Annotated in this window: 16 protein-coding genes, 1 tRNA gene and 3 rRNA genes; 10 read left to right on the forward strand and 10 right to left on the reverse strand. The window is 65.9% G+C overall.

The features are described from left to right. Positions 1-90: 90 nt before the first annotated feature. On the forward strand, positions 91-906 hold the full coding sequence (locus OG589_RS30960) for a hypothetical protein (protein WP_405141470.1): 816 nt from the start codon (positions 91-93) through the stop codon (positions 904-906). 1,268 nt (positions 907-2,174) lie between these two features. Here the strand turns inward: OG589_RS30960 and rrf are convergent. The 3 genes from rrf to OG589_RS30975 all read right to left on the reverse strand — a co-directional run bounded on the left by rrf (position 2,175) and on the right by OG589_RS30975 (position 7,505). After that, a 5S ribosomal RNA gene (rrf, locus tag OG589_RS30965) occupies positions 2,175-2,291 on the reverse strand. A 77-nt stretch (positions 2,292-2,368) separates the two neighbouring features. Then, positions 2,369-5,503, reverse strand: a 23S ribosomal RNA gene (locus OG589_RS30970). A gap of 480 nt (positions 5,504-5,983) precedes the next feature. After that, positions 5,984-7,505, reverse strand: a 16S ribosomal RNA gene (locus OG589_RS30975). Together the 16S, 23S and 5S rRNA genes form the textbook arrangement of a ribosomal RNA operon. A 667-nt stretch (positions 7,506-8,172) precedes the next feature. Between OG589_RS30975 and OG589_RS30980 the strand changes: the two genes are divergently transcribed. Both OG589_RS30980 and OG589_RS30985 read left to right on the forward strand, forming a co-directional pair. Further along, positions 8,173-8,574: a hypothetical protein gene (locus OG589_RS30980; protein ID WP_405141471.1), complete on the forward strand. Its 402-nt coding sequence runs from the start codon at positions 8,173-8,175 to the stop codon at positions 8,572-8,574. Between the two features lie 105 nt (positions 8,575-8,679). Then, the gene (locus OG589_RS30985; RefSeq protein ID WP_405141472.1) at positions 8,680-8,871 is read left to right on the forward strand and encodes a hypothetical protein; all 192 of its coding nucleotides are present in this window, start codon (positions 8,680-8,682) and stop codon (positions 8,869-8,871) included. 1 nt (position 8,872) lies between these two features. Here OG589_RS30985 and OG589_RS30990 read toward each other — a convergent pair whose 3' ends face one another. Next, the gene (locus OG589_RS30990) at positions 8,873-10,459 is read right to left on the reverse strand and encodes a bifunctional 3'-5' exonuclease/DNA polymerase (RefSeq protein WP_405141473.1); all 1,587 of its coding nucleotides are present in this window, start codon (positions 10,457-10,459) and stop codon (positions 8,873-8,875) included. Between the two features lie 108 nt (positions 10,460-10,567). On the opposite strand from OG589_RS30990, the gene OG589_RS30995 reads away from it, so the two are divergent. From OG589_RS30995 to OG589_RS31025, 7 genes are all read left to right on the forward strand, one after another. After that, positions 10,568-11,383, forward strand: coding sequence for a UbiA family prenyltransferase (locus OG589_RS30995; RefSeq protein WP_405141475.1), 816 nt, complete (start codon positions 10,568-10,570; stop codon positions 11,381-11,383). A gap of 286 nt (positions 11,384-11,669) precedes the next feature. Beyond that, positions 11,670-12,431, forward strand: a complete 762-nt coding sequence (locus tag OG589_RS31000) for an SCO2525 family SAM-dependent methyltransferase (RefSeq protein ID WP_405141477.1) — start codon at positions 11,670-11,672, stop codon at positions 12,429-12,431. 30 nt (positions 12,432-12,461) lie between these two features. Further along, on the forward strand, positions 12,462-14,294 hold the full coding sequence (locus OG589_RS31005; RefSeq protein WP_405141479.1) for an SCO2524 family protein: 1,833 nt from the start codon (positions 12,462-12,464) through the stop codon (positions 14,292-14,294). Position 14,295: 1 nt separating this feature from the next. Then, complete coding sequence (locus OG589_RS31010) at positions 14,296-15,213, forward strand: SCO2523 family variant P-loop protein (protein WP_405141480.1); 918 nt, start codon at positions 14,296-14,298, stop codon at positions 15,211-15,213. After that, positions 15,210-16,142 carry an SCO2522 family protein gene (locus OG589_RS31015; RefSeq protein WP_405141481.1) on the forward strand — a complete coding sequence of 311 codons (933 nt, stop codon included), beginning with the start codon at positions 15,210-15,212 and terminating at the stop codon, positions 16,140-16,142. The genes OG589_RS31010 and OG589_RS31015 overlap by 4 nt, the downstream gene beginning before the upstream one ends. A gap of 55 nt (positions 16,143-16,197) precedes the next feature. Continuing rightward, complete coding sequence (locus OG589_RS31020; RefSeq protein WP_405141482.1) at positions 16,198-17,169, forward strand: SCO2521 family protein; 972 nt, start codon at positions 16,198-16,200, stop codon at positions 17,167-17,169. Then, positions 17,162-18,085, forward strand: coding sequence for a hypothetical protein (locus OG589_RS31025; RefSeq protein ID WP_405141484.1), 924 nt, complete (start codon positions 17,162-17,164; stop codon positions 18,083-18,085). The genes OG589_RS31020 and OG589_RS31025 overlap by 8 nt, the downstream gene beginning before the upstream one ends. Here the strand turns inward: OG589_RS31025 and OG589_RS31030 are convergent. The 6 genes from OG589_RS31030 to OG589_RS31055 form a co-directional block, all read right to left on the reverse strand. Then, a complete protein-coding gene (locus OG589_RS31030) occupies positions 18,048-19,229 on the reverse strand; it encodes an NAD(P)/FAD-dependent oxidoreductase (RefSeq protein WP_405141485.1) in 1,182 nt (393 codons plus the stop codon). The two genes, OG589_RS31025 and OG589_RS31030, sit on opposite strands and share 38 nt — an antisense overlap. A gap of 199 nt (positions 19,230-19,428) precedes the next feature. Beyond that, a tRNA-Met gene (locus OG589_RS31035) sits at positions 19,429-19,505 on the reverse strand. Positions 19,506-19,602: 97 nt separating this feature from the next. Then, the gene (locus tag OG589_RS31040) at positions 19,603-22,518 is read right to left on the reverse strand and encodes a UPF0182 family protein (RefSeq protein WP_405141486.1); all 2,916 of its coding nucleotides are present in this window, start codon (positions 22,516-22,518) and stop codon (positions 19,603-19,605) included. 383 nt (positions 22,519-22,901) lie between these two features. After that, a complete protein-coding gene (locus OG589_RS31045; RefSeq protein ID WP_405141487.1) occupies positions 22,902-23,945 on the reverse strand; it encodes a PDZ domain-containing protein in 1,044 nt (347 codons plus the stop codon). Between the two features lie 99 nt (positions 23,946-24,044). Beyond that, positions 24,045-24,470: a molybdenum cofactor biosynthesis protein MoaE gene (locus OG589_RS31050; RefSeq protein WP_405141488.1), complete on the reverse strand. Its 426-nt coding sequence runs from the start codon at positions 24,468-24,470 to the stop codon at positions 24,045-24,047. Between the two features lie 162 nt (positions 24,471-24,632). Next, positions 24,633-25,703, reverse strand: a complete 1,071-nt coding sequence (locus tag OG589_RS31055; RefSeq protein WP_405141490.1) for an NAD-dependent epimerase/dehydratase family protein — start codon at positions 25,701-25,703, stop codon at positions 24,633-24,635. Between the last annotated feature and the right edge of the window lie 22 nt (positions 25,704-25,725).

The following is a 25,725-nucleotide window of genomic DNA, read 5'->3' on the forward strand; positions in this document are numbered from 1 at the left end:
TTCGGTACGGGCGGCTCGCTCACCACCGATCGCTTCCCTAGTGCGTGCACCTCGTTTGGTACCGGCATCCTGTCTAGTACCTGCGTCTCGTTGTGCACGTGCACCTCGTTCGGTGCCGGTGGTTCGTTCCACGGCAGGCGATCGCTCCGCGTCCGTCCCCGGCTGATCACCCAGGAACCCTGGGCTGCCCAGGGAACTGCGATCACCCAGGCGTTCCTGATCGGCCGCGACGTCTTTGGAACCTTGGGCGCCCCAGACTCTGTGATCGCCTGCGAATCCCGACTCCCCCGTGGATGCTTCGTCGCCGAAGGATCCCGGAGCATCAACCCCGAATCCCATGACGCCAAGGGGCGCTTCGTCGTTCCACGCTCTGCGGTCGGCGATGAACCGACGATCACGGACGGATGCGTCGTCACCTACGAGCCCGTGACCATCCCCCGCGTATCCCCAACCCCCACCGAAGCCCCGGCCGTCCCGGAAACTGTCAGCGCCCTGATCATCCCGGAAGCCGTCTGCGGCCCGGCCGCCCCGGAAGCCGTCATCAGAGACACGGCCGTCCCCGAAGCCGTCGGCGGAGACCCGGTCATCCCGGAAGCCGTCGGCGGCCCGCTCTTCCCGGAAGCCGTTGGAAACTCGATCGTTCGAGAAGCTCCGTCCGTCGCCGAATCCCGAATCACCAGGGGACGTTTCATCACTGAATCCCCCTTGACGATCAGCCCCAATTCCCCTGTCCTCATCGGAGGCCCGAGAGTAGCGGAAACCACGCTCACCCCCGAACCCCAAGCCATCAGGGGATGTCGCATCACTAGATCCCCGTTGAGGATCAACCCTGAACCCAAGGTCATCATTGGAGACTCGGTCGTCGAGATGGCCGCGTCCGCCGCCGAATCCCAAGTCACTCAGTGATCCTTCGTCGCCCAAAGGGCTACGGTCCCCGTGGAATCCTGAATTCTGTACGGGTGTCTCGTCGCGCAGGAACCGTTGATCGCCAAAGATCCCCAAGTCACCAAAAGGCCCCTCCTCGGCTAAGGATCTCCGGTCAGCCCCCGCCCCCTGATCAGCCCCCGTCCCCTGATCAGCTCTCGCCTCCTCATAAGCCGAGGATGATCGGTCGAGCCCTGCCCACTCATACGCCAAGAATCTCTGGTCAGCCCTAGTCGCCTCGTCACCTCGGTATGGGCTGCCGGCAAAGGATGCAGGGTCACCGGGAGATCCAGGACCGCCCAGAGGCCCATGGCCTTCCTGGGCTTCTTCATTGCTTCTGGATCTCTGATCGCTCCTGGATCGCAACTCGCTCTCGGATCGAGAAGAGCGACCCATGAATCTCAGAAGGCGCCTCGAGCGATCACCCCGGGATGGGGGGTCGTCTTTCCATCCGTCATATCCAAGGGGATCGAGATTACGATGCCTACCGGCCACGACATCACACCCCTTAGCGCCAACCAGCCACACACGGTGGAGATCTGCTCCTGAGTATCGCGAAGCGTAGCGCGTCACGCCAGCAACGAACATGCGTTGCAACCAAGCGCTTGAATAACGGACGGACTGCAATTGACAAAAGGCATAGAACCGCAGCTCAACCCGTTATGACAGTCACATTACGGGCGCTTCCCGACCCCCTCCAAAACCCCCAGGCCCACCCCAAACCCCGCCCTAAAAGTTCACCCGAGACCCAACCCCAGCCCCACTGAACAGCAAACCCGCAGCTCCCGACCCAACCTTCCGCCCCCCGCTGAACAGCAAACCGCTATCCCCCGATGCCGACGCGGTGGGATGTGGGTCGGCGCCACCACTCTGCGCCGGTCTTGTGTCCAGCCTTGGCGCCGAAGCGGTGGGACGTGGTGCGGCTGTGCCGGCGCCGAATCTACGGCGGACGACCATCGAAGGGACCGAGGGCGCGGGGCTCCTGGCCGGAGGAGGAGTCCGATCCCCGAACCCACCGCGGGCCCCTTCCCCAATTGACTCCGGGGGCAGGGAACCCGTGGACGGAGCAGTGGGAGTGGACCGTCGTAGACGGACGGAGGGGGGAACGGACGAACTAGATAGTCACGTGTCCAGAGGGTCACGTGTCCAGAGGGTCACGTGTCCAGAGGGTCAGGCGGCCAGCGGGAAATACCCCAAAACGCAGGAAAGCCATCCACAAAGTGGATGGCTTTCCTACCAACACAATATTTGTCCGGCGGTGTCCTACTCTCCCACACCGTCCCCGGTGCAGTACCATCGGCGCTGGAAAGCTTAACTTCCGGGTTCGGAATGTAACCGGGTGTTTCCCTTCCGCTATGACCGCCGTAACCCCTTGAAACACACAACCAGGGTCACCCCAGCTTGTTGTTTCTGAGTTACATAGTGGACGCGAGCAAAACGCTTTGTGGTCAAGTCCTCGGCCTATTAGTACCGGTCAGCTCCACACCTCACGATGCTTCCACCTCCGGCCTATCAACCCAGTCGTCTCCTGGGAGCCTTACCCTGTTTCCAGGTGGGAGACCTCATCTCAAGGCAGGCTTCCCGCTTAGATGCTTTCAGCGGTTATCCCTCCCGAACGTAGCCAACCAGCCGTGCTCTTGGCAGAACAACTGGCACACCAGAGGTTCGTCCGTCCCGGTCCTCTCGTACTAGGGACAGCCCCTTTCAAGTCTCCTGCGCGCGCAGCGGATAGGGACCGAACTGTCTCGCGACGTTCTAAACCCAGCTCGCGTACCGCTTTAATGGGCGAACAGCCCAACCCTTGGGACCTACTCCAGCCCCAGGATGCGACGAGCCGACATCGAGGTGCCAAACCATCCCGTCGATATGGACTCTTGGGGAAGATCAGCCTGTTATCCCCGGGGTACCTTTTAGCCGTTGAGCGACGGCGCTTCCACATGCCACCGCCGGATCACTAGTCCCAGCTTTCGCTCCTGCTCGACCTGTCGGTCTCACAGTCAAGCCCCCTTGTGCACTTACACTCAACACCTGATTGCCAACCAGGCTGAGGGAACCTTTGGGCGCCTCCGTTACCCTTTAGGAGGCAACCGCCCCAGTTAAACTACCCACCAGACACTGTCCCCCACCCGGATACACGGGCGCGGGTTAGACATCCAAAACGACCAGAGTGGTATTTCACCAATGACTCCACCCGAACTAGCGTCCGAGCTTCACCGTCTCCCACCTATCCTACACAAGCCGTCCCAAACACCAATGTCAAGCTGTAGTGAAGGTCCCGGGGTCTTTCCGTCCTGCTGCGCGTAACGAGCATCTTTACTCGTAGTGCAATTTCGCCGGGTCTGTGGTTGAGACAGCGGGGAAGTCGTTACGCCATTCGTGCAGGTCGGAACTTACCCGACAAGGAATTTCGCTACCTTAGGATGGTTATAGTTACCACCGCCGTTTACCGGCGCTTAAGTTCTCAGCTTCGCACGCCCGAAAGCGCACTAACCGGTCCCCTTAACGTTCCGGCACCGGGCAGGCGTCAGTCCGTATACATCGTCTTACGACTTCGCACGGACCTGTGTTTTTAGTAAACAGTCGCTTCCCCCTGGCCACTGCGACCCCCACCAGCTCCGAGTGCAAGACTCATCACCAGCAAGGGTCCCCCTTCTCCCGAAGTTACGGGGGCAATTTGCCGAGTTCCTTAACCACAGTTCACCCGATCGCCTTGGTATTCTCTACCTGACCACCTGAGTCGGTTTAGGGTACGGGCCGCCGGCACACTCACTAGAGGCTTTTCTCGGCAGCATGGGATCACCCACTTCACCACAATCGGCTCGGCATCACATCTCACCCTACGTGTGGCACGGATTTACCTATGCCACGGGCTACATGCTTACCCCAGGAACAACCATCGCCTGGGATGGGCTACCCTCCTGCGTCACCCCATCGCTTACCTACTACCAGATCAGGCCAGGCGTTCAGCCTCACCAAGTCCCGAAGGACAACAGGGGCTTAAGGACCCTTAGTATCACTGGATTCGATATGGGCGCGTGCTAGCGGGTACGGGAATATCAACCCGTTGTCCATCGACTACGCCTGTCGGCCTCGCCTTAGGTCCCGACTTACCCTGGGCGGATTAGCCTAGCCCAGGAACCCTTGGTCATCCGGCGCAGAAGTTTCTCACTTCTGATTCGCTACTCATGCCTGCATTCTCACTCGCACGGCCTCCACAACTCGATCACTCGGCTGCTTCGCCGGCCGCACGACGCTCCCCTACCCATCCACACACCTAGACACACAAACGTGCGCCGGGCTTAACGCGTGAATGCCACGACTTCGGCGGTGTACTTGAGCCCCGCTACATTGTCGGCGCGGAATCACTTGACCAGTGAGCTATTACGCACTCTTTCAAGGATGGCTGCTTCTAAGCCAACCTCCTGGTTGTCACTGCGACTCCACATCCTTTCCCACTTAGCACACGCTTAGGGGCCTTAGTCGGTGGTCTGGGCTGTTTCCCTCTCGACTACGGAGCTTATCCCCCGCAGTCTCACTGCCACGCTCTCACTTACCGGCATTCGGAGTTTGGCTGACGTCAGTAACCCGGTAAGGCCCATCAGCCATCCAGTGCTCTACCTCCGGCAAGAAACACGTGACGCTGCACCTAAATGCATTTCGGGGAGAACCAGCTATCACGGAGTTTGATTGGCCTTTCACCCCTACACACAGGTCATCCCCCAGGTTTTCAACCCTGGTGGGTTCGGTCCTCCACACGGTCTTACCCGCGCTTCAACCTGCCCATGCGTAGATCACTCCGCTTCGGGTCTACAGCATGCGACTCAAACGCCCTATTCAGACTCGCTTTCGCTACGGCTCCCCCACACGGGTTAACCTCGCCACACACCATAACTCGCAGGCTCATTCTTCAAAAGGCACGCAGTCACATCACGGACAAGGCAAGCCTCGTCCAAGCTCCTACGGCTTGTAGGCACACGGTTTCAGGTACTATTTCACGACCCCTCACCGGGGCGCTTTTCACCTTTCCCTCACGGTACTTGTTCACTATCGGTCATCAGGGAGTATTTAGGCTTACCAGGTGGTCCTGGCAGATTCACACAGGATTCCTCGAGCCCCGTGCTACTTGGGATCCCCTCAAACAGTCCAACCAGTTTCGCCTACCCGACTCTCACGGTCTACGGCGCAACTTCCCAGAAGCTTCGACTACCAGCTGGATTTATCACTGTTCGTGGCCTCGGCAGAAACCACAAGAGGGTCCCACAACCCCACACACGCAACACCTGCCGGCTATCACACGCGCATGGTTTAGCCTCATCCGCTTTCGCTCACCACTACTCACGGAATCACTATTGTTTTCTCTTCCTACGGGTACTGAGATGTTTCACTTCCCCGCGTTACCACCAACCGCCCTATACATTCAGACGGCGGCAACACCACATGACTGGTGCTAGGTTTCCCCATTCGGACATCCCCGGATCAACGTCTGGTTGGCGACTCCCCGAGGCTTAACGCAGCCTCCCACGTCCTTCATCGGCTCCTGATGCCAAGGCATCCACCGTGTGCCCTAAAAAACTTGGCCACAAAGATGCTCGCGTCCACTATGCAATTCACAAACAACAAACAGGCCACCAACCCCACCCACCACCAGACACCCACACCACCAACCCGAAAGACACAACATCTCTCAAGCCACGATGCGAACCGGTATGACGGAAGGCTGGCCCCGCAAACAAGGAACAGACCCAACAAGCAACGAGACCGCAACCCCACAGCAACAGCTGCGACAGCGGCCCCGCGCGTTGGCCCGTTTCCTCAGGACCCAACAGTGTGTTCGAACCACCCGAACCCCCACGACAGCGTTCCCACTCCGCAACCCCCCTCACAAGGAGGAGACTCACGGCGGTACCAGCCGCCGGGACGACCCCGACGATCCGACTAGCCAGTGCTCCACTAATGAGCAGGTCGCGCACAAGACGAACGCTTGCGAACACGACCATGGACCAAACCCCGATGCGACGACCTTGCGACGCACCCGCGAGCTCAGCCAGATGCTCCTTAGAAAGGAGGTGATCCAGCCGCACCTTCCGGTACGGCTACCTTGTTACGACTTCGTCCCAATCGCCAGCCCCACCTTCGACCGCTCCCCCCAGCAAGCTGGTTGGGCCACGGGCTTCGGGTGTTGCCGACTTTCGTGACGTGACGGGCGGTGTGTACAAGGCCCGGGAACGTATTCACCGCAGCGTTGCTGATCTGCGATTACTAGCGACTCCGACTTCATGGGGTCGAGTTGCAGACCCCAATCCGAACTGAGACCGGCTTTTAGGGATTCGCTCCACCTCACGGCATCGCAACCCTCTGTACCGGCCATTGTAGCATGTTTGCAGCCCAAGACATAAGGGGCATGATGACTTGACGTCATCCCCACCTTCCTCCGAGTTGACCCCGGCAGTCTCCCATGAGTCCCCACCACCCCAAAGGGCGTGCTGGCAACATGGAACAAGGGTTGCGCTCGTTGCGGGACTTAACCCAACATCTCACGACACGAGCTGACGACAGCCATGCACCACCTGTCACCCAGTCCGAAGAGGGCTCTGTCTCCAGAGCTTTCCGGGCGATGTCAAGCCTTGGTAAGGTTCTTCGCGTTGCGTCGAATTAAGCAACATGCTCCGCCGCTTGTGCGGGCCCCCGTCAATTCCTTTGAGTTTTAGCCTTGCGGCCGTACTCCCCAGGCGGGGCGCTTAATGCGTTAGCTACGGCACGGAATCCGTGGAAGGACCCCACACCTAGCGCCCAACGTTTACAGCGTGGACTACCAGGGTATCTAATCCTGTTCGCTCCCCACGCTTTCGCTCCTCAGCGTCAGGTAAGGCCCAGCAAGCCGCCTTCGCCACCGGTGTTCCTCCTGATATCTGCGCATTTCACCGCTACACCAGGAATTCCGCTTGCCCCTACCTACCTCTAGCCAGCCCGTATCCACCGCAGACCCACAGTTAAGCCATGGGCTTTCACGGCAGACGCGACAAGCCACCTACGAGCTCTTTACGCCCAATAATTCCGGACAACGCTTGCGCCCTACGTATTACCGCGGCTGCTGGCACGTAGTTAGCCGGCGCTTCTTCTGCAGGTACACGTCAACTTCGTCCCTGCTGAAAGAGGTTTACAACCCGAAGGCCGTCATCCCCCACGCGGCGTCGCTGCGTCAGGCTTTCGCCCATTGCGCAATATTCCCCACTGCTGCCTCCCGTAGGAGTCTGGGCCGTGTCTCAGTCCCAGTGTGGCCGGTCGCCCTCTCAGGCCGGCTACCCGTCGTCGCCTTGGTAGGCCACTACCCCACCAACAAGCTGATAGGCCGCGAGTCCATCCCCAACCGAAAAAACTTTCCACCAGCACCCGATGCCAAGGCTGGTCGTATCCGGTATTAGACCCAGTTTCCCGGGCTTATCCCAAAGTCAGGGGCAGGTTACTCACGTGTTACTCACCCGTTCGCCGCTCGAGTACCCCGAAGGGCCTTTCCGCTCGACTTGCATGTGTTAAGCACGCCGCCAGCGTTCGTCCTGAGCCAGGATCAAACTCTCCAAACAATGTCTGAAGAAATCCCGGCGAACACCACACACACATGTGCGATGTCAACCAAAGGAAACCATCCCCACACACCCACAAGAGCGCATGGAAGACGGAGGTATGCATATTCATGCACTGGCTTTTAACACACTGTTGAGTTCTCAAGAAACGGACGCGTACACCGGACAAGATCCGGAACCAACCGGCTCCGACCCCATCCAGGGCGCACCATTCGTTACTTAACTTTACCAGATCCAGACACTCCCTGTCAAATCATCCGATCTGACATGAACCATCCCGAACCGGTACAGTCCGACTGCCCCGTCTCCAGGGCAACCCGTCCAACTTACCGGGCCAACCGGACAAGTGCCAACTTACTGCACCAACCGGGATGATCCGGACGCTAGACGGAGTGTGGGCAGACTGGTAGCCCGCAAGATTTTTTGGATCTCTCGGGGCCTGATCACCGCCCAACGAGGGGAAACTCTAGCAGCATCCCAGGAGTGCCGGACGCCACTCTGATATCCGGTAAACCTTTCCCGCCCCTCAGCCATCCCAAACAGCGAGCGATTCGCGCCGGCGCAACCCGCCAGCAAGTCATCCGCAATCGCCAGACGTTACGAAGAGGGTGCGGGATCCGCTGGCGCCACCCCGGTGCCCGGATCCCTGCCCGTGGAGGTGGTCATCATGACGCGGTCGGAGTTCGACGACATCCGCGCTCACATCGCGGCCGAGGAGGGCGACTCAGACGATCTCCTACAGATCGCCCGAACCCTGCTGGACGACTTGGAGCAAGCGCGACTTCGCGAAGCGACACTTCGCACCCAGTACCTGGGGCTGCTGACGGCCGGACGGGCGACCGTCGCCTCCGCCGCCGTGGGGGACCCCGACCCGCTGACGTTCCTTCGGCACGAGCTGGACAAGAGGGGCCAGCTGCCCGCCGGTGACGAGGAGGTCGGTCGCATCCTCGCGGATGCCCGCATGGCCGAGGCGCTGCTCGCCCACCTGGAAGAGACGCCCCCCAGCCGCGTCAGGACGAGCGCGCGGATGCGCCGCTGCGGCGGCATCGCCCGCAGGCTGCCTCACTAGCAAAATCTGGACTCGCAACAATCCGGCGAAATCGGTGATGCAAGCTCACTTGTTGAGATGGCAGCCTTTGCCCTGACATGAGGGTCGCCCTGGAAGACTTCCCCCATGTGGATCCGGGGGCTGAACTGGGCGGCCGTCACCCTGGTTGCGGTGTTCGGCCTGCTCTGGCTGGGCGTGGTGGTCTTCGCCGCCACGACCACGCCAGGCTGGCTGCGCACCGTCCAGGCTGTCTTCAGCGTCTGCCTGATCGGCTGGTCGGCCAGGAAGACACTGCACCTGATGAGGGCCGTCGCATGACCTATTTCGCGTCTCCGTAGCAGGTCACCGCCACCGCCTCCATGGGGATGCGGACCGGCGTCTCTCCGAAGAGCATGCGGGTGGCGTCCTCCGCCGCCCGGCTCACCGCCGCCGACACCTCGCCCACGAGGTCCTCCGGGCAGTGGACCATCACCTCGTCGTGCTGGAAGAACACCAGCCTGGCCGGATGGGGCAGCCGCCCGCGCAGCAACGCCATCAGGGTGAGCGCCCACTCGGCGGCGGTGGCCTGCACGACGAAGTTGCGGGTGAACCGCCCGCGGTCGCGCGCCGCGCGACCGCCCTCGGGCCCGGAGACGAGATTCAGCCAGTGCGCGGACGGCGGCGGGCACGTACGTCCGAGCCAGGAACGCACCAACCGGCCCTCCTCGCCGGCGCGCGCGGCGTCCTCCACGAACGCGTACGCCTGCGGGAACCGCTGCCGCATCATGGCCAACAGCTTCGGGGCGTCGCCGCTGGTGCCGCCGTACATCGCGGACAGCATGGCGATCTTGGCGTTGTCGCGGGCGCCGCCGAAGGCCTGGGCGAGCGCGGCGTACAGGTCGATCTCGCCGGCGGCGCGGGCCAGGCCGCGGTCGCCGGCCATCGCCGCAAGCACCCGGGGTTCGAGCTGGGCCCCGTCGGCGACGACCAGCCGCCACCCCTCGTCGGCGACCACCACGCGGCGCATCACCTTGGGGATCTGCAGCGCGCCTCCCCCGCTGGTGGCCCAGCGGCCCGACACCACGCCTCCCACCACGTACTCCGGATGGAAGCGGTGGTCGCGCACCCACTGGTGTGCCCAGGTCCAGCCGTGGAAGCTGTGGAGCCGGGCCAGCTCCTTGTACGCCAGCAGGGGCGCGACCGCCGGGTGGTCGACCTGCTTGAGCACGTGGGACCTGGTCGAGGAGACGGCGAGGCCCGCCGACTTGAAGGCCTTGACGATCTGCTGCGGGGAGTCGGGGTTGACGGTGGACCCGAAGGCCGCGCTCACCTGGTCGGCGAGGGCCTGGAGCTTCGCGGGCCGCATGCCGTGGACGGGCCGGGGGCCGAGGAGGTCGGTCAGCAGCTCGTCGTGGACGTCCTCACGCCAGGGCATGCCGTCGTGGCCCATCTCGGCGGCGATCAGCGCTCCGGCCGACTCGGCGGCGACCAGGAGGCGGAAGCGGCCGGGGCTCTCGGTGGCCTCGACCCTCCTGAGCTGGTCGAGATAGACCTCGGTGACGTCGATCTCGGCGCGCTCGGGCTCGAACAGCGTGTCCTGCACGGCGTGCGGGCCCGCCCCGTCGTCGGGGACCGGGAGGCCGTGCAGCCTGGCGTACGCGGCGTGCGCCGACCTGGGCTCGCCGTACCTGCCTTCGTGGCCGAGGAGCAGCGCCTCGGTGAGCGTCAGATCGTGGCAGCGCGCCAGCCGCACGCCGCGGGCGAGGAGGTCGGGATAGAGCTCGCGCGTGTCGGCCCAGATCCATCGGGGACGCGCGGAGAGCTCCAGGTCACCCATGGCGCGCGCGAGGTCGCCGACGCGCCTGGCGTCCTCCCCCATCGGTCGCAGCGTGCCGCCGCCGGCGCCCGCCGTCACCGCGATCCGCATACCGACGACACTATCCGAGGGGGCCGACAGTCTTCGATCACAGGTTCGAGTGCGCCGCTCCCCGGCGGTGCGTTGCGTGGACGGGGGTACGGGCGCGAGGCTGATCACATGCTTGCGTTGATCAAGGCATGTCACCCGGGCCCCACCGTGGTCGTCACGGCTGTGGGATGCGCGCTCGCGGCCGGTGTCGGGAGGGGCGCGGGCGGCACGTTCCTGGTCGGGGCCGCCGTGCTCAGCGGCCAGCTCTCGATCGGCTGGAGCAACGACTGGATCGACCGCACGCGTGACCGGGCCATCGGACGGGCCGACAAGCCGCTCACCGCCGACTCGGCCGAGCCCCGCACCGTCGCGGGGGCGGCGTTCGCCGCGCTCGCCCTGTGTGTACCGCTCTCGCTGGCCAGCGGTGTCCTGGCGGGGATCGTGCACCTCGCCGCCGTCGCCTGTGGATGGCTGTACAACCTCAGGCTCAAGGCCGGGGTCGCCTCCCCGTTGCCCTTCGCGGTGGCCTTCGGCCTGCTGCCGGCGTTCGTGACCCTGGGGCTGCCCGGGGAGCCCTGGCCCGCGTGGTGGGCCCTGCTGGCGGGGGCGCTGCTCGGGATGGGCGCGCACTTCGCCAACGTGGTCCCCGACCTGCCCGACGACCTCGCGCTCGGGGTGCGCGGCCTGCCGCAGCGTCTCGGGCCCACGGGTGCCAGGCTGGGCGCCGCGCTTCTCCTGGTGGCGGCGTCCGTGGTGATCGCCCTGGCTCCGGGGGATCGCGGGGGCCCTGTCACCGTGGCCGGCCTCGGTGCGGTCGCGCTCGTGCTGATCGGAAGCCTGCTCATGGCCCGGCGCTCCGTGCGGCGCGCCGCCTTCGCCGTGACCGTCGCGGTCGCCGCCATCGACATCATGATGTTCGCCGCCCAGGGCGGCAGCCTCGTGTGACGACAAGTCCGAAATGCCCGAAAATAGCGGATCGTTCCATTACTTGCTTATTCTGGAAGTAGCCCGCCGAACCCACATCTTGAGAGATTTATCCGTACCGTGACCTTCGCACTCGCAAGAAGTGATCAAGCTATCACAGGCTGGGAATGACCTGCGAAAACGCAGGGGACGAGTGTATAAGAGTAGGCACCTTGGTCGTCCCGGTCCTCACCCTCTTGGGGAGAGGAGTGGCCCCGGCGGCAGGGGGCTCCACCGATCGAGACGAGATAAGGCAGCGGCGCACACGATGACAGGAAATCAAGCGGGCGACACGCTCGTCAAGGGCTCCACAAACACCGACTACCCCTGGGACGAGTTCGATCCCTACGCCTATTGGCAGCACAATTACGGTGTCCTCCGTGAGGACGACCGGAAGATGGTCGAACAGGCGCGCGACTTCTTCGCGGGCATACGCGACGTCTACGACGCCGAGGGCCTCGACGTCGGCACCGGTCCCAACCTCTATCCCGCCCTCGCGATGCTGCCGTTGTGCGGCAAGATCACGCTGTGGGAGCACTCCCGCGCGAACGTCGAGTGGCTGGAACGCGAGGTGCTCAACCACTCCCCGACGTGGGACCCGTTCTGGAACGTCCTGACGGAGAAGAGCCGCTACCAGAAGGTCGGCGACTCGCGATCGGCCATCGCCCGCCGCGCCGTGGTGCGAAAGGGAAGCATCTTCGACCTCCCCCGGGCCAAGTGGGACGTCGGCACCATGTTCTTCGTCGCCGAGTCGATCACCACCGCGAAGCTGGAATTCGAGCGGGCGATCAGAAGCTTTCTCGACGCGCTGAAACCCGGAGCGCCGTTCGTGATCGCCCTCATGGAGAACTCCGAGGGCTACCGGGTCGGCACCCATTTCTTCCCGGCCATCAGAGTCGATAAGGATGTCGTGCGCAGGAAACTGATATCGTACGCGCCTGACGTCGTCGTGAGGCATATTGACAGTGACGGGTTGCTGCGCGAGGGGTACAGCGGGATGATCCTGGCGCATGGTCGACTGCGAAAGTGACGTAACGCCGCCGCGAGAGGTTCCGCGCCCATGAAACTGCAGCCACGGCAACAACTTCTCGAAGTCTGGAAAGCAGTTTCCCGTGCGTCCCTCCAAGAGGGCCGGTGGACATGGGGCGGGCGCGACGGTTCCAACTCCATTTCGGACACCGAGCAACTCTTATGTCTCATGTTCCCGGCTTCAGAGCTGACCGGATTCAAGCTCGACGTGCCCGACGAGACGGCCGAGGACGTCCTCGACGCGCTCGGGGCGCTCGGGGACAGCGTCGAGATCCCCAAGACCCTGATCAAGGTCATCGGCGAGTACCTCGACGTCTACACCGATGACAAGGGTCGCCCGGTGTTCGCCGGCGGCACGTACTTCAAGTCGAACGACCCCGCCCAGGAGCCGACCCAGGAGCAGCAACGGCTCGACGTCGTGGACTCGTTCTCGATGTCGGTGACCCTGATGCTGAGCATCCTCGGCTTTCTCAAGGTCTTCCGCCGTAGCGTGCGCCGCGAGGAGCTCCTCAAGGAGATCCTGGACGTGGAGACGCGCGCCGCCAAGCGGCTGTCGGCCGCCATGGTGAACCTCCTGCGCAGCTTCACGATCAACGTGTTCGACCCGGGGTCCGCGCAGGGCCAGGCGCTGATCCGCTCGGTCAACCAGGAGAACCTCCCCGAGCGGCGGGTCGTCGAGGAGCTGCAGAGGCAGCTCACGGGCGTGCGGGCCGGCCTTCGCGACCTGACCATCGGATCCGGACAGGTCGACCTCGACAACCACAACCTCATCTTCGAGTGCGGCTGGAGCTGGGGCATCGTCCAGGACGCCCCGGAGGTCGTGACCGACCTCGACGTGGGGCCGCAGCCGAACGGCATCGCACCCAACCTGCCGTTCCTGTACTTCACCGTCATCGCGCTGACGAGCATCACCGACCTGTTCTCGGAGCGCACGCGCGTCCTCGGCCTGCTCGACGACGAGCAGCAGCAGCTCGCCAACGCCCTGCAACGCCGGTGGGACCTCACCCAGGCCTACTGGGCGCGCATCGCCATGTTCGGGCGCGGTCGCTGGCCACTGGAGGACATTCCCTGGCGCACCACCGACGACGTGGAGTCCGACTACTTCTCCCTGCTGGTGACCGCCATGGTGGTCGAGAACCTATTGAGCACCCGCGCGACGGACACCGTGCTCAGCCGCGTCGCCGGAGTCCTCGACGAGCTGGCCATGAGAGCACGCATCACCCGCCGGGCGACCAAGGACGATCCCCCGGTGAAGATGCACTCGCCGGGCGTGGTCTACCAGCTCGACGGCAGCGACGCCCTGGGCCCGCCGATGCACTGGCTCATCTCGGACTTCTCCATCACGCTGCTGAAGCGGACGATCGGCGTGGCGTCCATCTCTCGGAGCACCCAGATGCGCGAGCGGCTCCTGTCCCTCGCGGACGAGATCTGGGAGCACATCTCCCGGCGCCGCTACACGGAGGGCCCTGCCAGGGGCCTGTGGGACCAGCCCTCCAGGGTCTTCACCGACCTGAAGCAGGTCACCGAGCTGCCGTCCTGGTACTTCACCGAACGAGCGGTGGAGTTCCTGGTCTCGGCGGCCAAGACCATCGAGACGCAGCCGATCCGCAGCCCGCTGCTCGCCGACATCGCCAACGAGATGCTCAGCGAGGCCGAGCATCTCTACGACCAGGAGCAGCTCATCTGGGTGGCCGGCTCCCGGCAGGCGCTCCAGCCGAAGCTGCGAAGCATCGAGGCCAACCTCGGGCGAGCGCGGGTGATCATCCGTTCGCGCCCGGGGAGCGCGATAGCCCTCGTCAGCGAATGCCTCCGCGATCTCGAACTGCTGGCCCTGGCCCGGGAGAACGCCACGGAGGGAAACTGACGTGCTGGTTTTCGCGATCAGCGACAAGGGCGGCACCGGCCGCTCGGTGACGAGCAGCAACATCGTCTACCGCCGGGCGCTTCACGGTGACGACGTCTGCTACCTCGACTTCGACTTCGGCTCCCCGACGGCCGGCGCCATCTTCAACGTGAGCGCGGCCGAGCGCGGCACCGACCGCGGCGGCATGCATTCCTACCTCCAGGAGAAGGTCCAGGAGCCGTACCGCATCGACATCTGGGCCGAGTCCGACCGTGGCGCGCTGCGCGGCAAGCCCCCTGGGGCCGGGCAGCTGGCGCTGTTCCCCGGCGATTCGAGCGGCGGCGAGTTCCGCAGCACGACGGCGATCGTCCAGCAGTGCGTGCGGCTCTTCCTCCGCCTGCAGGAGGAGTTCGACCTCTGCCTGGTCGACCTCAGCGCCGGACGGTCGTACGCCGCCGACATGGTGCTGGCCGCCACGGCGCACCCCGAGCTCGCGGCCGTTCCCTTCCGCTGGCTCGTCTACCACCGATGGACCCGCCAGCACATCATCGCGGCGTCCGGGCTGGTGTACGACAAGCGGGGCCTGCTGGACGTCGGCACCGTCCACGGGCACGACAAGAGGGCCCTCGCCGAGCAGATCCGCTTCGTCCGCACGGCCGTCGTCGAGCCGAGCGCGCCGGAGCTGTCGGCCCTGCGCTCCACCCAGCTCGCCTGGCTCGACGAGTGCAACCGCGACCTGCACGAGCTGGCGAGGCGCCACAGGGTCGGCCGCACGGCGATGCTCGGGAAGGTGCCGCTCGATCCGGTGCTGCAGTGGAGGGAGCAGCTCATCGTCGACGAGGACGTCTACGCGAGCCGCATCGCCAACGAGAACACCATCAAGGCGTTCGACGACCTGGCCACGAAGATCTTCGACGCGCACGCCTGGGAGGGCCTGTGAAAGCCGTCTTCACCGAGGACACCGCGCGGCGCCGAGTCGAGTCGACCCCCCTCTCCCACGTGTCCGTCGAGCTCGGCCACCTCTACATGGAGGACTTCGCGGTCGGCCCGCAGCGCATCCGCGACCAGTTCCGCCTGGTCGCGCCCTGGTTCGAGACCTTTCGCAAGACGGCCCACCCGAAGGCGCGGGTGAGCACGTGCTTTCTCATCGACGACTACTTCAGCCGTTTCAGCACCCCGGCCGAGGTCGTGCCCATGGTGATCGAGGCGGCCGAGGAGGCCGGGCTCGTGATCGACTACCTGGCCCGCGAGTCGGGCTGCGCCCACTCGGGCACGGTCGACGTGGCGCGCCTGGTCCTGGACCGGATCGTCGACGACCCGGCCCCCGGCACGAACGGGTCGCGGCCACCGCTGACCAAGAGCGGCTGGCTCTGCAACGGCCGGCGTGAGACCGACGGCGCGCAGTCCGAGGCCATGGGCGGCGAGCCCGGCTGGCGGCCTCCCGCGCAGAACGCCGCCCGACGGCACTCGATCTTCGTCGACGTGGAGCTGTGGGACGAGCCCCGCGGCACGCGGGTGTGGTCCTGCCCCTACCTCGCCGCGGTCTGGCAGCTGATGCGCCTCGGCCTGCTCAGGCACCACGGCAGGCCGGTGGTCACCCCGTCCCGCCTGGAAGAGGGGTTCCCCGCCGACTGGGACGCGCTTCCGCCCTTCGTGCAGCTCAACCCGAGCGCCCCTCCGTTCGCCGCCTACCGCACCGCGTCGGTCCTCTCCTCGCGGTTCCTGCCCGTCGAACTGGCCGTACGGACGATCCTCGGCCAGGTGGCCGCCGACCCGGAGGTGCTCTCGCAGGTGGCCGGCCGCGCTCGCGGCGAGGGCCTGCGGCTTGAGGACGAAGTCGTCGACCGCGTCTCCTACGTCTTCCTGTAGGGACCGGCCGCCTGCGAGGGACCGGCCTGGAGGCCACATGTTGATAGTGGGGGAAGTGCACACCGGGCTTCTGCGCAATCTGGGAGAGCTCTCCGAGGCCCAGTGCCGGGAAGCTCTATGCCTCGTCTCGGGCGAGCAGGTTCGCACCTCGCTGCGTCCCTTGCCCCACGCGATCTCACCGGAGATCCTCTCGGGGGTCGACTGCCGCCTGCCGAGCCTGTCGGGCGCGCGGATCAGGGCCACGGGCACCGTGACCCATCGCGCCGCCATCACCGGAGGACGCATCCTGCAGGGATCGTCCTACGCCTTCATCGTGCCGTCGGAAACCGACCACCGGATGGCCTGGTCGCACTATCTGGCACGGCCGGGACAGGTCGAGGTGCAGGGAAGAGCACGCTGGCGCGACATGGCCGACGGCTTCATGGCGTCGGAGCTCCCGCTGGACATCCTTGATTTCGGGGCGATAAGCGGACGGCTGATGAACCGCGTCCAGGACTCCCCGCAACTCGACAGGAAGACGCCGTTCAAGACGACGCGCACCCGGCTGCGATGGGTGCTGGAGCCGGGCGAGATCGGCGAGGAGGGCCGGCCGCCCATAAGGCTCACCCTCTGGAACGGCATGCTCCGCACGCTGCGCCTCACCGGGGAGCCGGATGCGCGGATCGTCGCGTTCTGCGAGGACCTGGCCCTTCACGACTGGCTCCTGACGACGCTGCAGTCGCTCATCGAACGGGCGCTGATCGGAACCGCGGCGCACACGCGGATCGCCGCGAAGCTGTCACCCGCGATCGACCATCTGCTGCACCTGTGGATGCCGGGAGCGCGGGTGGACGACTCCTTCAGGCCCTTCTGGGAGGAGCTCGAAAGGCACCCGGGTTTCTCCCGGCAGTGGAAATCGTCTGTAGAAAGAATCCGCGACCAGATCGCGGTCAACACCTTATCTCTTCTAAGCGTGATGGCAGAGAGCAGGCGAGAAGCAGATGGAGACCCCATCTCGAGCCGAGGTACTCCCCCAGGCGGTGCGTAAGATCCTCGTGACCCTCCTGATCGGCGGGTCGTCTTTCGTGCTGACCAACGTGCTCGTGGACGAGGCCGACGTCCTCTCCAGCGTCACCCTCTCCGTCTTCGTCGGCGGAGCGGTGTTCGTGGTGCAGTTCCTCGTGGACGTCGACAGGCGCCTGGACGCCGTTCTCAGGGACCAGCGCGTGCACCACAGCGCGCTGCACCTGTTGCTCGACAGCGGCTTCAACCGGATCAACGAGGCGACGGAGCTGTTCGGGCTGGCCGAGACCTCTGCCCTGCAGACCGATGTGATCACCCAGTTCGTGCGCAACGCCACCGCACTGAGCACCGACATGCCGAAGCTGATCCAGGATCTGGCGCAGTCGGAGATCGCGCGGATGACCCACTTCCTGCGCGAGCTCAGCGAGGGCATCGTCACCCAGGAGGGCGAGGACCGCGACTGGCTGCTCGGCCTGTCCAAGCATGCGAGCAAATCGATAGACGCGATCAGCATCCCCATGGTCGACGCCGGGGCCTGGGACATCGAGGGCGGATTCTGGACGACCGACCTCGGGATGCGGTACCTGGAGAACCAGCGCGACCGCGCCGACAAGGGCGTCAGGGTGCGGCGCATCTTCGTCCTGGATCGTTCCGACCGCCCCGACGAGGAACTGTTCAGGCGCGTCTACACCTGGCAGTCGGAGGTGAACATCGAGGTGCGGGTGCTCGACCCGTCGACGATTCCGACCACCCTGCGCAGCTGGCTGTCGGACTTCATCGTGTTCGACGGGGTGGTCAGTTACGAGACGACCCTCGGGCCGAGTGTCGGCGAGGGCATCTACATGATCAAGAACACGCAGCTCGTCCTCGACCCCGTGCAGGTCAGAACCCTGTCAGAGCGGTTCACCCATCTGTGGGCGCTGGCGCGACCGCTGGACTGAACCTCGCCGGGTCGCACAGTCCGAGCAGGGCGCGCGTCGCCGCGCCGGCGGTACGGCCGCGGTCGAGCAGCGCGCCGACCAGCTCGGCGGTGACGGGTGCGAGCGTGATGCCGAGCCCGACGTGCCCGGTGGCGAGGACCACCCGGCCGTGGGGCTCCACGTGGCCGATGAGCGGGATGCCGTCCAGGGTGCCCGGCCGCACGCCCGCCCAGTGCCGGACGTGCTTCCAGGTGGCGGCCTCCGGGGCGAGGGCGGCCAGCCCGCGACGCATGACCGCGAGGTTCCCCGTCGTGGGCACCGTGTCCGATCGGCCACGCTCGTAGGTGACCCCGACCGCGAGCCGCCCGTCGACCCTCGGGACGACGTAGATGTCGCGTCCCTCGACGCAGGCGTAGACGTGATGGCGCAGGGGGTAGCCGCGCGAGCCGGGGGCCAGCACCTCCATCGCCTCCCCCTTGATCGGGAGCAGCAGGCTCGCGTGGCCGGGGACCAGCGAGCCGCTGAGATGGCCACCGGCCACGACGAGGTGGCCGGACTCGATGCGGCCGCCGTTGTCGAGGGTCACGGCCACGCCGCCCGCGTGGACCTCCACGCGCTCGACCCACGAGCCCGGTTCGATGCGGATCGACGGGTCCTGCCAGAGAGCGGCCGAGAGGGAGGACATCAGGCGGGTCGGCTCAAGGGCGAGCTCGGTCGGGAGGTGGAATCCTCCGCGGACCTCCTCGCTGATGAGCGGCTCGACCCGCAGCACCTCGTGCCTCGACAGCGGCTCGACCTTCGCCTCGATGGCGCGCCAGCGGGGCAGCACTTCTTCCTGGAGCCGGGTCATCTCCTCGTCGTCCAGCGCGATTTGGAGAGCCCCGGTGGAAAGCAATGGAACCTGTATTCCAGACAGGCCGATAATGGTTTCCAGCCACGCCGGATACAGATCCCGGCTGCGTTTCACGAGCTCGCGCAATGGACCAAGGCACATTTCATCGGTCTCGGTGATGATGCCGCCCATCGCCGCCGAGGACGCCCCGGTGCCGAGCCTGGTGCCTCCGTCGACCACCATAACTCTGCGGCCTTCGGCGCTGAGCCGATGGGCGATGGCGCAACCAACGATTCCCCCACCGGCGATGGTCACGTCACAGGTTGCACGCACGCGCGACTCCTCGCCACCCCGTAGTGCCCGTGCCCTCTTTTCGCGCGATACGCAGACCCATTCCTTTCTTACCGCGGCATTTGCGTCAAGAAGACGATATCGCGGCGGGACAACGCCGAGGAGAGCCGAGCGACATCGGGGCTCAATCTGCCCCGTACATGCGTGAGGGCCCGGGATCCATTGGATCCCGGGCCCTCATTGGTAGCGGGGGTAGGATTTGAACCTACGACCTCTGGGTTATGAGCCCAGCGAGCTACCGAGCTGCTCCACCCCGCGTCGGCTTGCATTTAAAGACTATCGGCCCTTTGGGGCACTGGCAAATCGTTCCGGGGCCGGTGCGGCCGTCGCCGGCCGGGCCGGCCCCGGAACGTGCCTACGAGCTGGGCGTCGGCGATGGAGTGGGACTCGCCGTGGGCGTCGCGGTGGCCGCCTCGGCCGACGGCGCCGGGGTGGGCGTCGCCGAAGGCGAGGCCGACGGGCTGGGCTTCTGCTTGCCCAGCGCCGACTCCAGGTCCTTCAGCGCCTGGGCGAGCCGCTTCTGCGCCTCGCCGTACCCCGCGAAGTCACCGGCCTTGATCGCCTTCTGCCCCTCGTCGTACGCCTTCTGGGCGCTGTCGAAGGCCTTGGCGAGATCGGGCGTCACGGTCGAGGTGTTCGGCTCGGTCGGCGTCGTCGGAGTGGACGGTAGTTGCTGGCCCTGGCCGAACACCTGGTTGAGCGCGTCCGCGAGCGTGGTGCCGATGCCCACGTCGGACCCGAACATCACGAGCACCCGCGCCAGGGTGGGATAGCGCGCGGAGTTCTGCACCTTGGGCTGGACGTAGACCGGCTCGACGTACAGCAGGCCGCCGCCGAACGGCAGGGTCAGCAGGTTGCCGTTCAAGGTCTCCGTCGTACCGCCGATCCGCAGGTCGTTCAGGACGCTGGCGGCCTTCGTGTCGAAGGTGTTCTGCGCCTGTTTGGGCCCTGGAATCGTCGTGTCGCTCGGTAGCTGCAGGATCTTGATCTTCGTGGCGGAGTCACCGGTGGCGTCCACCGCCATGAAGGCCGCCAGGTTGTCCCGGTTGTTCGGCACCATGGTGGTGGTGAGCGAGAAGCGCGGCTCGGTCTCGTTGGGCATCCTGAGCGTCACGTAGTACGGAGGCTGCTTGGTCTTCGAGCTCGCCGGGTCCTCGGGCACCTTCCAGAAGTCCTGGCCGCCGTAGAACGCGTTCGCGTCGGTGACGTGGTAGTTGCCGAGGATGTCGCGCTGCACCTTGAACATGTCCTCGGGGTAGCGCAGGTGCTCCATGAGCTCGGTCGAGATCTTGGACTTCGGCTGGATGACGCCGCCGAAGGCCTTCTCCCAGGTCTGGAGCAGCGGGTCCTTCTCGTCCCAGGCGTACAGCGAGACGGTGCCGTCGTAGGCGTCCACCGTCGCCTTGACCGAGTTGCGGATGTAGTTGATGTGGTCGCGCGGCTGCGGGGCGGTCAGGAGCCTCTCGGTCGAGGTGTCCCTGGTCATGTCCCCGAAGCTGCGGCGCTCGGAGTAGGGGTAGTCCTCGGACATCGTGTAGCCGTCGACGATCCACAGGATGCGCCCGTTCACGATCGCGGGGTACGGGTCGCCGTCGAGCGTCAGGAACGGGGCGACCTGCTGGATGCGGTCGCGCGGATCGCGGTTGTACAGGATGCGCGACTTGCTGTTGATGTCGGACGACAGCAGCAGGTTGGTCTCGCCGTACTTGCTCGCGTACAGCAGGCGGGTGAGGAAGTTCCCGATGGGAACGCCGCCCTTGCCGGTGTAGGTGAAGTTCTCCTGGCCACTGCCCTGCCCGTTGTTGCTCTGCTCGGGGAAGTCGAGCTCGATGGGCTTGGCGCCGCCGCCGACGATGGAGTACTCGGGGGAGTTCTCACCGAAGTAGATGCGCGGCTCGAAGTCGCCCAGCCCCTTGGTGGGCGGGATGTCCTTCACGATGAAGTCGGGCTTGCCCTGGGAGTCGGTCTTGCTTCCGGGGCCGGCGACGAATCCGAAGCCGTGGGTGTAGACCAGGTGGTCGTTGATCCAGTTGCTGTCCGGAGCCTTACCGACTTCACGGACCGCCACCACCGTGTCGCGCGACACTCCGTCGATCTTGTAGCGGTCGACGTCGAGCTGATCGGGGAACTGGTAGTAACCCTTGATCTGCTGGAGCTGCTCGAAGGTCGGGGACAGCACGCTCGGGTCGAGCAGGCGCACGCCGGGGATCGTCGAGACCTCGCTCTGGAGCTCCTGCTGAGTGCCCTGCGTCTTGGCGCTGTACGGGGTGACCTCGGTGGACGAGACCCCGTAGGCGTCTCTGGTCGCCGTGATGTTGCGCTTGATGTAGTCCTGCTCTTTGCTCTGCTGGTTCGGCTTGACCTGGAACTGCTCGACCAGCGCCGGGTAGACGGTGCCGACCAGCACGGCCGAGAGCACGAGGAGCCCGAAGCCGACGCCGGGGAGCATGCCACCGGACCGCACGATGCCGGCGAAGAACAGCGCCGCGCAGATCAGCGCGATGATCGCCAGGATGCTCTTGGCGGGCAGCACGGCGTGGACGTCGGTGTAGGAGGCGCCGAAGACCTTGCCCCGGTCGGAGAAGACCAGGCCGTACCGGTCGGTGAAGTAGGCCACGGCCTTGAGCAGCACGAACAGGCCCACCAGCACCGACAGGTGGACCCGGGCGGCACGCGTGGCGTGCAGGCCCGGCGACTGCAGCCGGAAGCCCCCGTACAGGTAGTGGACGATCGCCGCGGCGACGATCGAGATGATCACCGCGGTGAACAGGAAGTTCAGCAGCATCCGGATGAACGGGAAGGTGAACATGAAGAACGAGATGTCCATGCCGAACATCGGATCGGGCTTGCCGAAGGAGGTGCCGTTGACGAAGAGCAGCCAGGTCTTCCACTGCCCCGCGGTGGAGGAGCCGGTGAACAGGCCCAGCACCGCCAGCCCGATCAGGAAGATCATCTTTCGGTGCGGGTCGATCGCCGCGCGGTAGCGGTCGGCGCCCTGCGAGGCGCCGCCGAACATGCCGATCCCGAACAGGGGACGGGCGCGGTAGGCGATGATCATGTTGCCGCCGACGACGCCGCCCATCAGCAGCGCGCCGAAGACGAACAGCAGCAGCTGGGTGACGAGCATGGTCGAGAAGACCGAGGTGTAGCCGACCGAGTCGAACCACAGCCAGTCGGTGAAGATGCCGGCGAAGACGAAGAACAAGATGACGATCGCGACCAGAGTGATCGCGACGGGAACGAGAAGCCGCGGCCGGCGGGGCAAACGCATCGCCCGACCCGCGCCGGGGTTCCGGAAGGTCAAGGCCCACCCCTAAATTTCACGAGTAACGGTCCGTGTCTGGCAACCTACACCGGTAGTGAAGCGGTCACCTTCCAAGCCCCGGGCACGGTAGGGCCACAACTTGCGGCCTCCCCGCGCGCGGCCGGCCCACGCACTGCGTGATCGCGGACACGACTCGGAGCACGAGCGACGCCACCGGATGGGACGCGCACGTACAGGTGACCCAACGCCTCGGGCGCGCGCCGGGTTCCCCACCGGCGGCCCGGGCACGCTGGACGGGCCGCGAGAACCCCAAGGCTCACGCGGGACGAGCACGCTGGACGGGCCGCGAGAACCCGAAGGCTCACGCGGACCGGAGTGGCCGGGTGAGGTCACCTGGCCGGACAACTCGCCACTTGCCCGGATCCCGTGCGGAGCGAGTCGATCGCCTGGACGGCCTCGTGCATCGTGCTCACCTTCACGAGGCGAAGCCCCTTGGGCACGGCCTGCACGGCGTCGTCGCAGTTGTCGGCGGGGGTCAGGAAGACCGTGGCCCCGGCGTCGCGCGCGCCGACCATCTTCTGCTGGATGCCGCCGATCGGCCCGACCTTGCCGTCGGGAGTGATCGTGCCGGTGCCGGCGATCGACTTGCCGCCCGTGAGCGCCCCGGGTGTGAGCTTGTCGTAGATGCCCAGGGAGAACATCAGGCCGGCGCTCGGGCCGCCGACGTCCCCCACGTTGACGTTCACGGTGAACGGGAACTTGAACTGGGTGCCCATGATCATGCCGACGATGGACCCGTTGGCGCCGGCCACCGTGCCCACCTGGAGGGTCATGGGCTTGCCGTCGCGCACGACGCTGAACTCGACCGGCTCGCCGGGCTTGTGCTTGCGCACGCCCGCCGCGACCTCGTCGACGGTGCGGACCGGCGCGCCGTCCACGGCGGTGATCTCGTCGTTACGCAGCAGCTTGCCGTCGGCGGGCTTGCCCTTCTGCGTGGACGCCACGGCCACGATGACCTTGATGGGGATCTTCAGCTCGTTCAGCGCCGCGGCGGTCGCGTCCTGCTGGGAGCTGCTCATCTCCTGGGTGTTCTGCTCCTCGACCTCCTTCACCGACACGGTCTTCGGGAAGATCGTCTCCTCGGGCACGACGGCGACGGTGGGGTCCATCCAGCCGCGTAGCGCGGTGAGCAGGTCTATGTGGGCCTCGGGGCCGCCCTGGTAGGCCACGGTGACCAGGCTGAGCTTGCCCGAGGTGGGATAGGTCTGGTGCCCCGAGATGCTGATGACCGGCTTGCCCTTGACATCGCCCAGGGTGTTCTCCGTCGGACCGGGGCTCAGGGCGACGTACGGCACGGGCAGCAGCGCGCCGGCGCCGCCGAGCACGAGCGTGAGCACGCCCGCAACCATCAACGTCAGACGTCGTCGGGACATGGGGGCAACTCTATGCGCTCGCCGGGACCACGGTTACGCGGACACACACAGGGTGGACATCCAGGTCAATCACAGCCTCCCGGTCGGTGAACTCCCTGGTCAGCCGCAGGAGCCGACCCATTCGGCGGTGCCGTCCGCGAAGACCTGGTGCTTCCAGATGGGCACTTCCCGCTTGAGGTCGTCGATCAGGCGCCGCGACGCCTCGAACGCCTCGCCCCGATGCGCGGCGGCCACGGCCACGATCACCGCGGTGTCGCCCAGCTCAAGGTCGCCGACGCGATGCACGGCCGCGAGCGCGGTGAGCGGAAAGTCCGCGGCGACCTTCTCCGCGACCCTTCGCAGCTCGGCCTCGGCGTTCGGGTGCGCGGAGTACGACAACAGGGTGACGGGCTTGCCGTGGTCTTGACTTCGCACGGTGCCGACGAAGATCGTCGTACCGCCCGCGGCGTGGTCGCCGACGGCCCCGAGGACCTCGTCCACGGAAAGCGGGGTGTCGCGAATGCCCAGCAATCGGATGACGTCCACGCCACGAGAGTACTCCGCGTGCCGGGCGTGGCCAGAGATCCCCATGCCCCGAGGGGTACCCGGATGCGGGCCCGGACGCGCCCGGAGCCCGCACATCCGCAGGTCCGGCGACGAGCGACCGGGCACACCCCTGAACTCCTCCTAGATCGGCCCGGACCCCCTCTAGATGCGCCGCTTGCGGCGTGCCCTGCGGACGATGGCGGCGGTGCCGATGACGGCGACGGTGGCGCCCGCGGCGGTGAGCGTGGCGTCCTTTCCGGACAGGCGGCGGCCGACGACCGCGTGCTTGCCCTCGCGAAGATCGAGAAGCTGCTGGAGCGCGGCCTCGTTCGTCCATGCGGGCTTCCACCCGGCGGCGCGCAGGGACGCGCAGTCGACCACCCAGGGGTAGACGACGTAGTGCAGGTCGGTGGCGGGGGCCGGCGTGATGCCGAGGCGGTGCAGGCGCTGGGCGGTGCCGAAGGTCAGCCCGGCGGGCAGCTCGAAACGCCGCAGGCCGGACAGCTCCTCGACCTGCTCCATTTCCAGCCACCCGTCACTGCCGACGGTGACGACCCCGGAGACCAGGCCGAGCGCCGCCAACTCCAGGGCGGAGACCAGGTCGTCGACGTGGCAGAACTGCCAGTGCGGCGCCGAGCCCTTGACCGTGAGCAGGCGCGGAGCTTCGAAGTGGCGCGTGACCACGGTGTCCATGCCCGGCCCCACCACGGCGGCCGGCCGCAGCACGGTCACCTCCAGGCCGGGATGGCTGCGAAGGCAGCGGCGTACCAGGGCCTCGATCTCCAGGTGGTCGCCGACGACGCCGGAGTCGGGCTCGGCGGCCACCGGGGCGTCCTCGGGGAGCGGGACCGGGTTGTCCGGCACCGCCCCGTAGACCATGGCGCTCGTGACCAGGACCACCCGTCGCACCCGCGCGGCGGCCGAGGCCGTGAGCACGGTCTGGGCGGCCCTGAGGTTGTAGGCGCGGCGCTCGGACGGGTCTGCGTCCAGCCGGTAGTCGGACGCTAGATGGACCAGGACGTCGACGTCGGAGATCCGGTTCGCCAAGAGCGGATCTCGGACGTCGAGGACTCGCCAGGTGACGTCAGGGACGTCGCCCCGCTGGTCGTCAATCGCCACCACACGGCGGAAATCCGCAGACGAGGCGACCCGGGAGAGGAACTCCCTCCCCAGCCCTGTGGCCGCGCCGGTGACGGCGACGACCGGTGGCCGGAGGCGTTTCGAGGTAGGCACGAGGTCCTCACTTTGCACTGAT

The organism is Sphaerisporangium sp. NBC_01403 (assembly GCF_045040145.1).
Taxonomy (GTDB): domain Bacteria; phylum Actinomycetota; class Actinomycetes; order Streptosporangiales; family Streptosporangiaceae; genus Sphaerisporangium; species Sphaerisporangium viridialbum.

Coding starts and splice junctions, on each gene's coding strand:
- OG589_RS30980 (WP_405141471.1), top strand. CDS start 8,173: ATGACGCGGTCGGAGTTCGACGACATCCGCGCTCACATCGCGGCCGAG.
- OG589_RS30985 (WP_405141472.1), top strand. CDS start 8,680: ATGTGGATCCGGGGGCTGAACTGGGCGGCCGTCACCCTGGTTGCGGTG.
- OG589_RS30990 (WP_405141473.1), bottom strand. CDS start 10,459: ATGCGGATCGCGGTGACGGCGGGCGCCGGCGGCGGCACGCTGCGACCG.
- OG589_RS30995 (WP_405141475.1), top strand. CDS start 10,568: ATGCTTGCGTTGATCAAGGCATGTCACCCGGGCCCCACCGTGGTCGTC.
- OG589_RS31000 (WP_405141477.1), top strand. CDS start 11,670: ATGACAGGAAATCAAGCGGGCGACACGCTCGTCAAGGGCTCCACAAAC.
- OG589_RS31005 (WP_405141479.1), top strand. CDS start 12,462: ATGAAACTGCAGCCACGGCAACAACTTCTCGAAGTCTGGAAAGCAGTT.
- OG589_RS31040 (WP_405141486.1), bottom strand. CDS start 22,518: ATGCGTTTGCCCCGCCGGCCGCGGCTTCTCGTTCCCGTCGCGATCACT.
- OG589_RS31045 (WP_405141487.1), bottom strand. CDS start 23,945: ATGTCCCGACGACGTCTGACGTTGATGGTTGCGGGCGTGCTCACGCTC.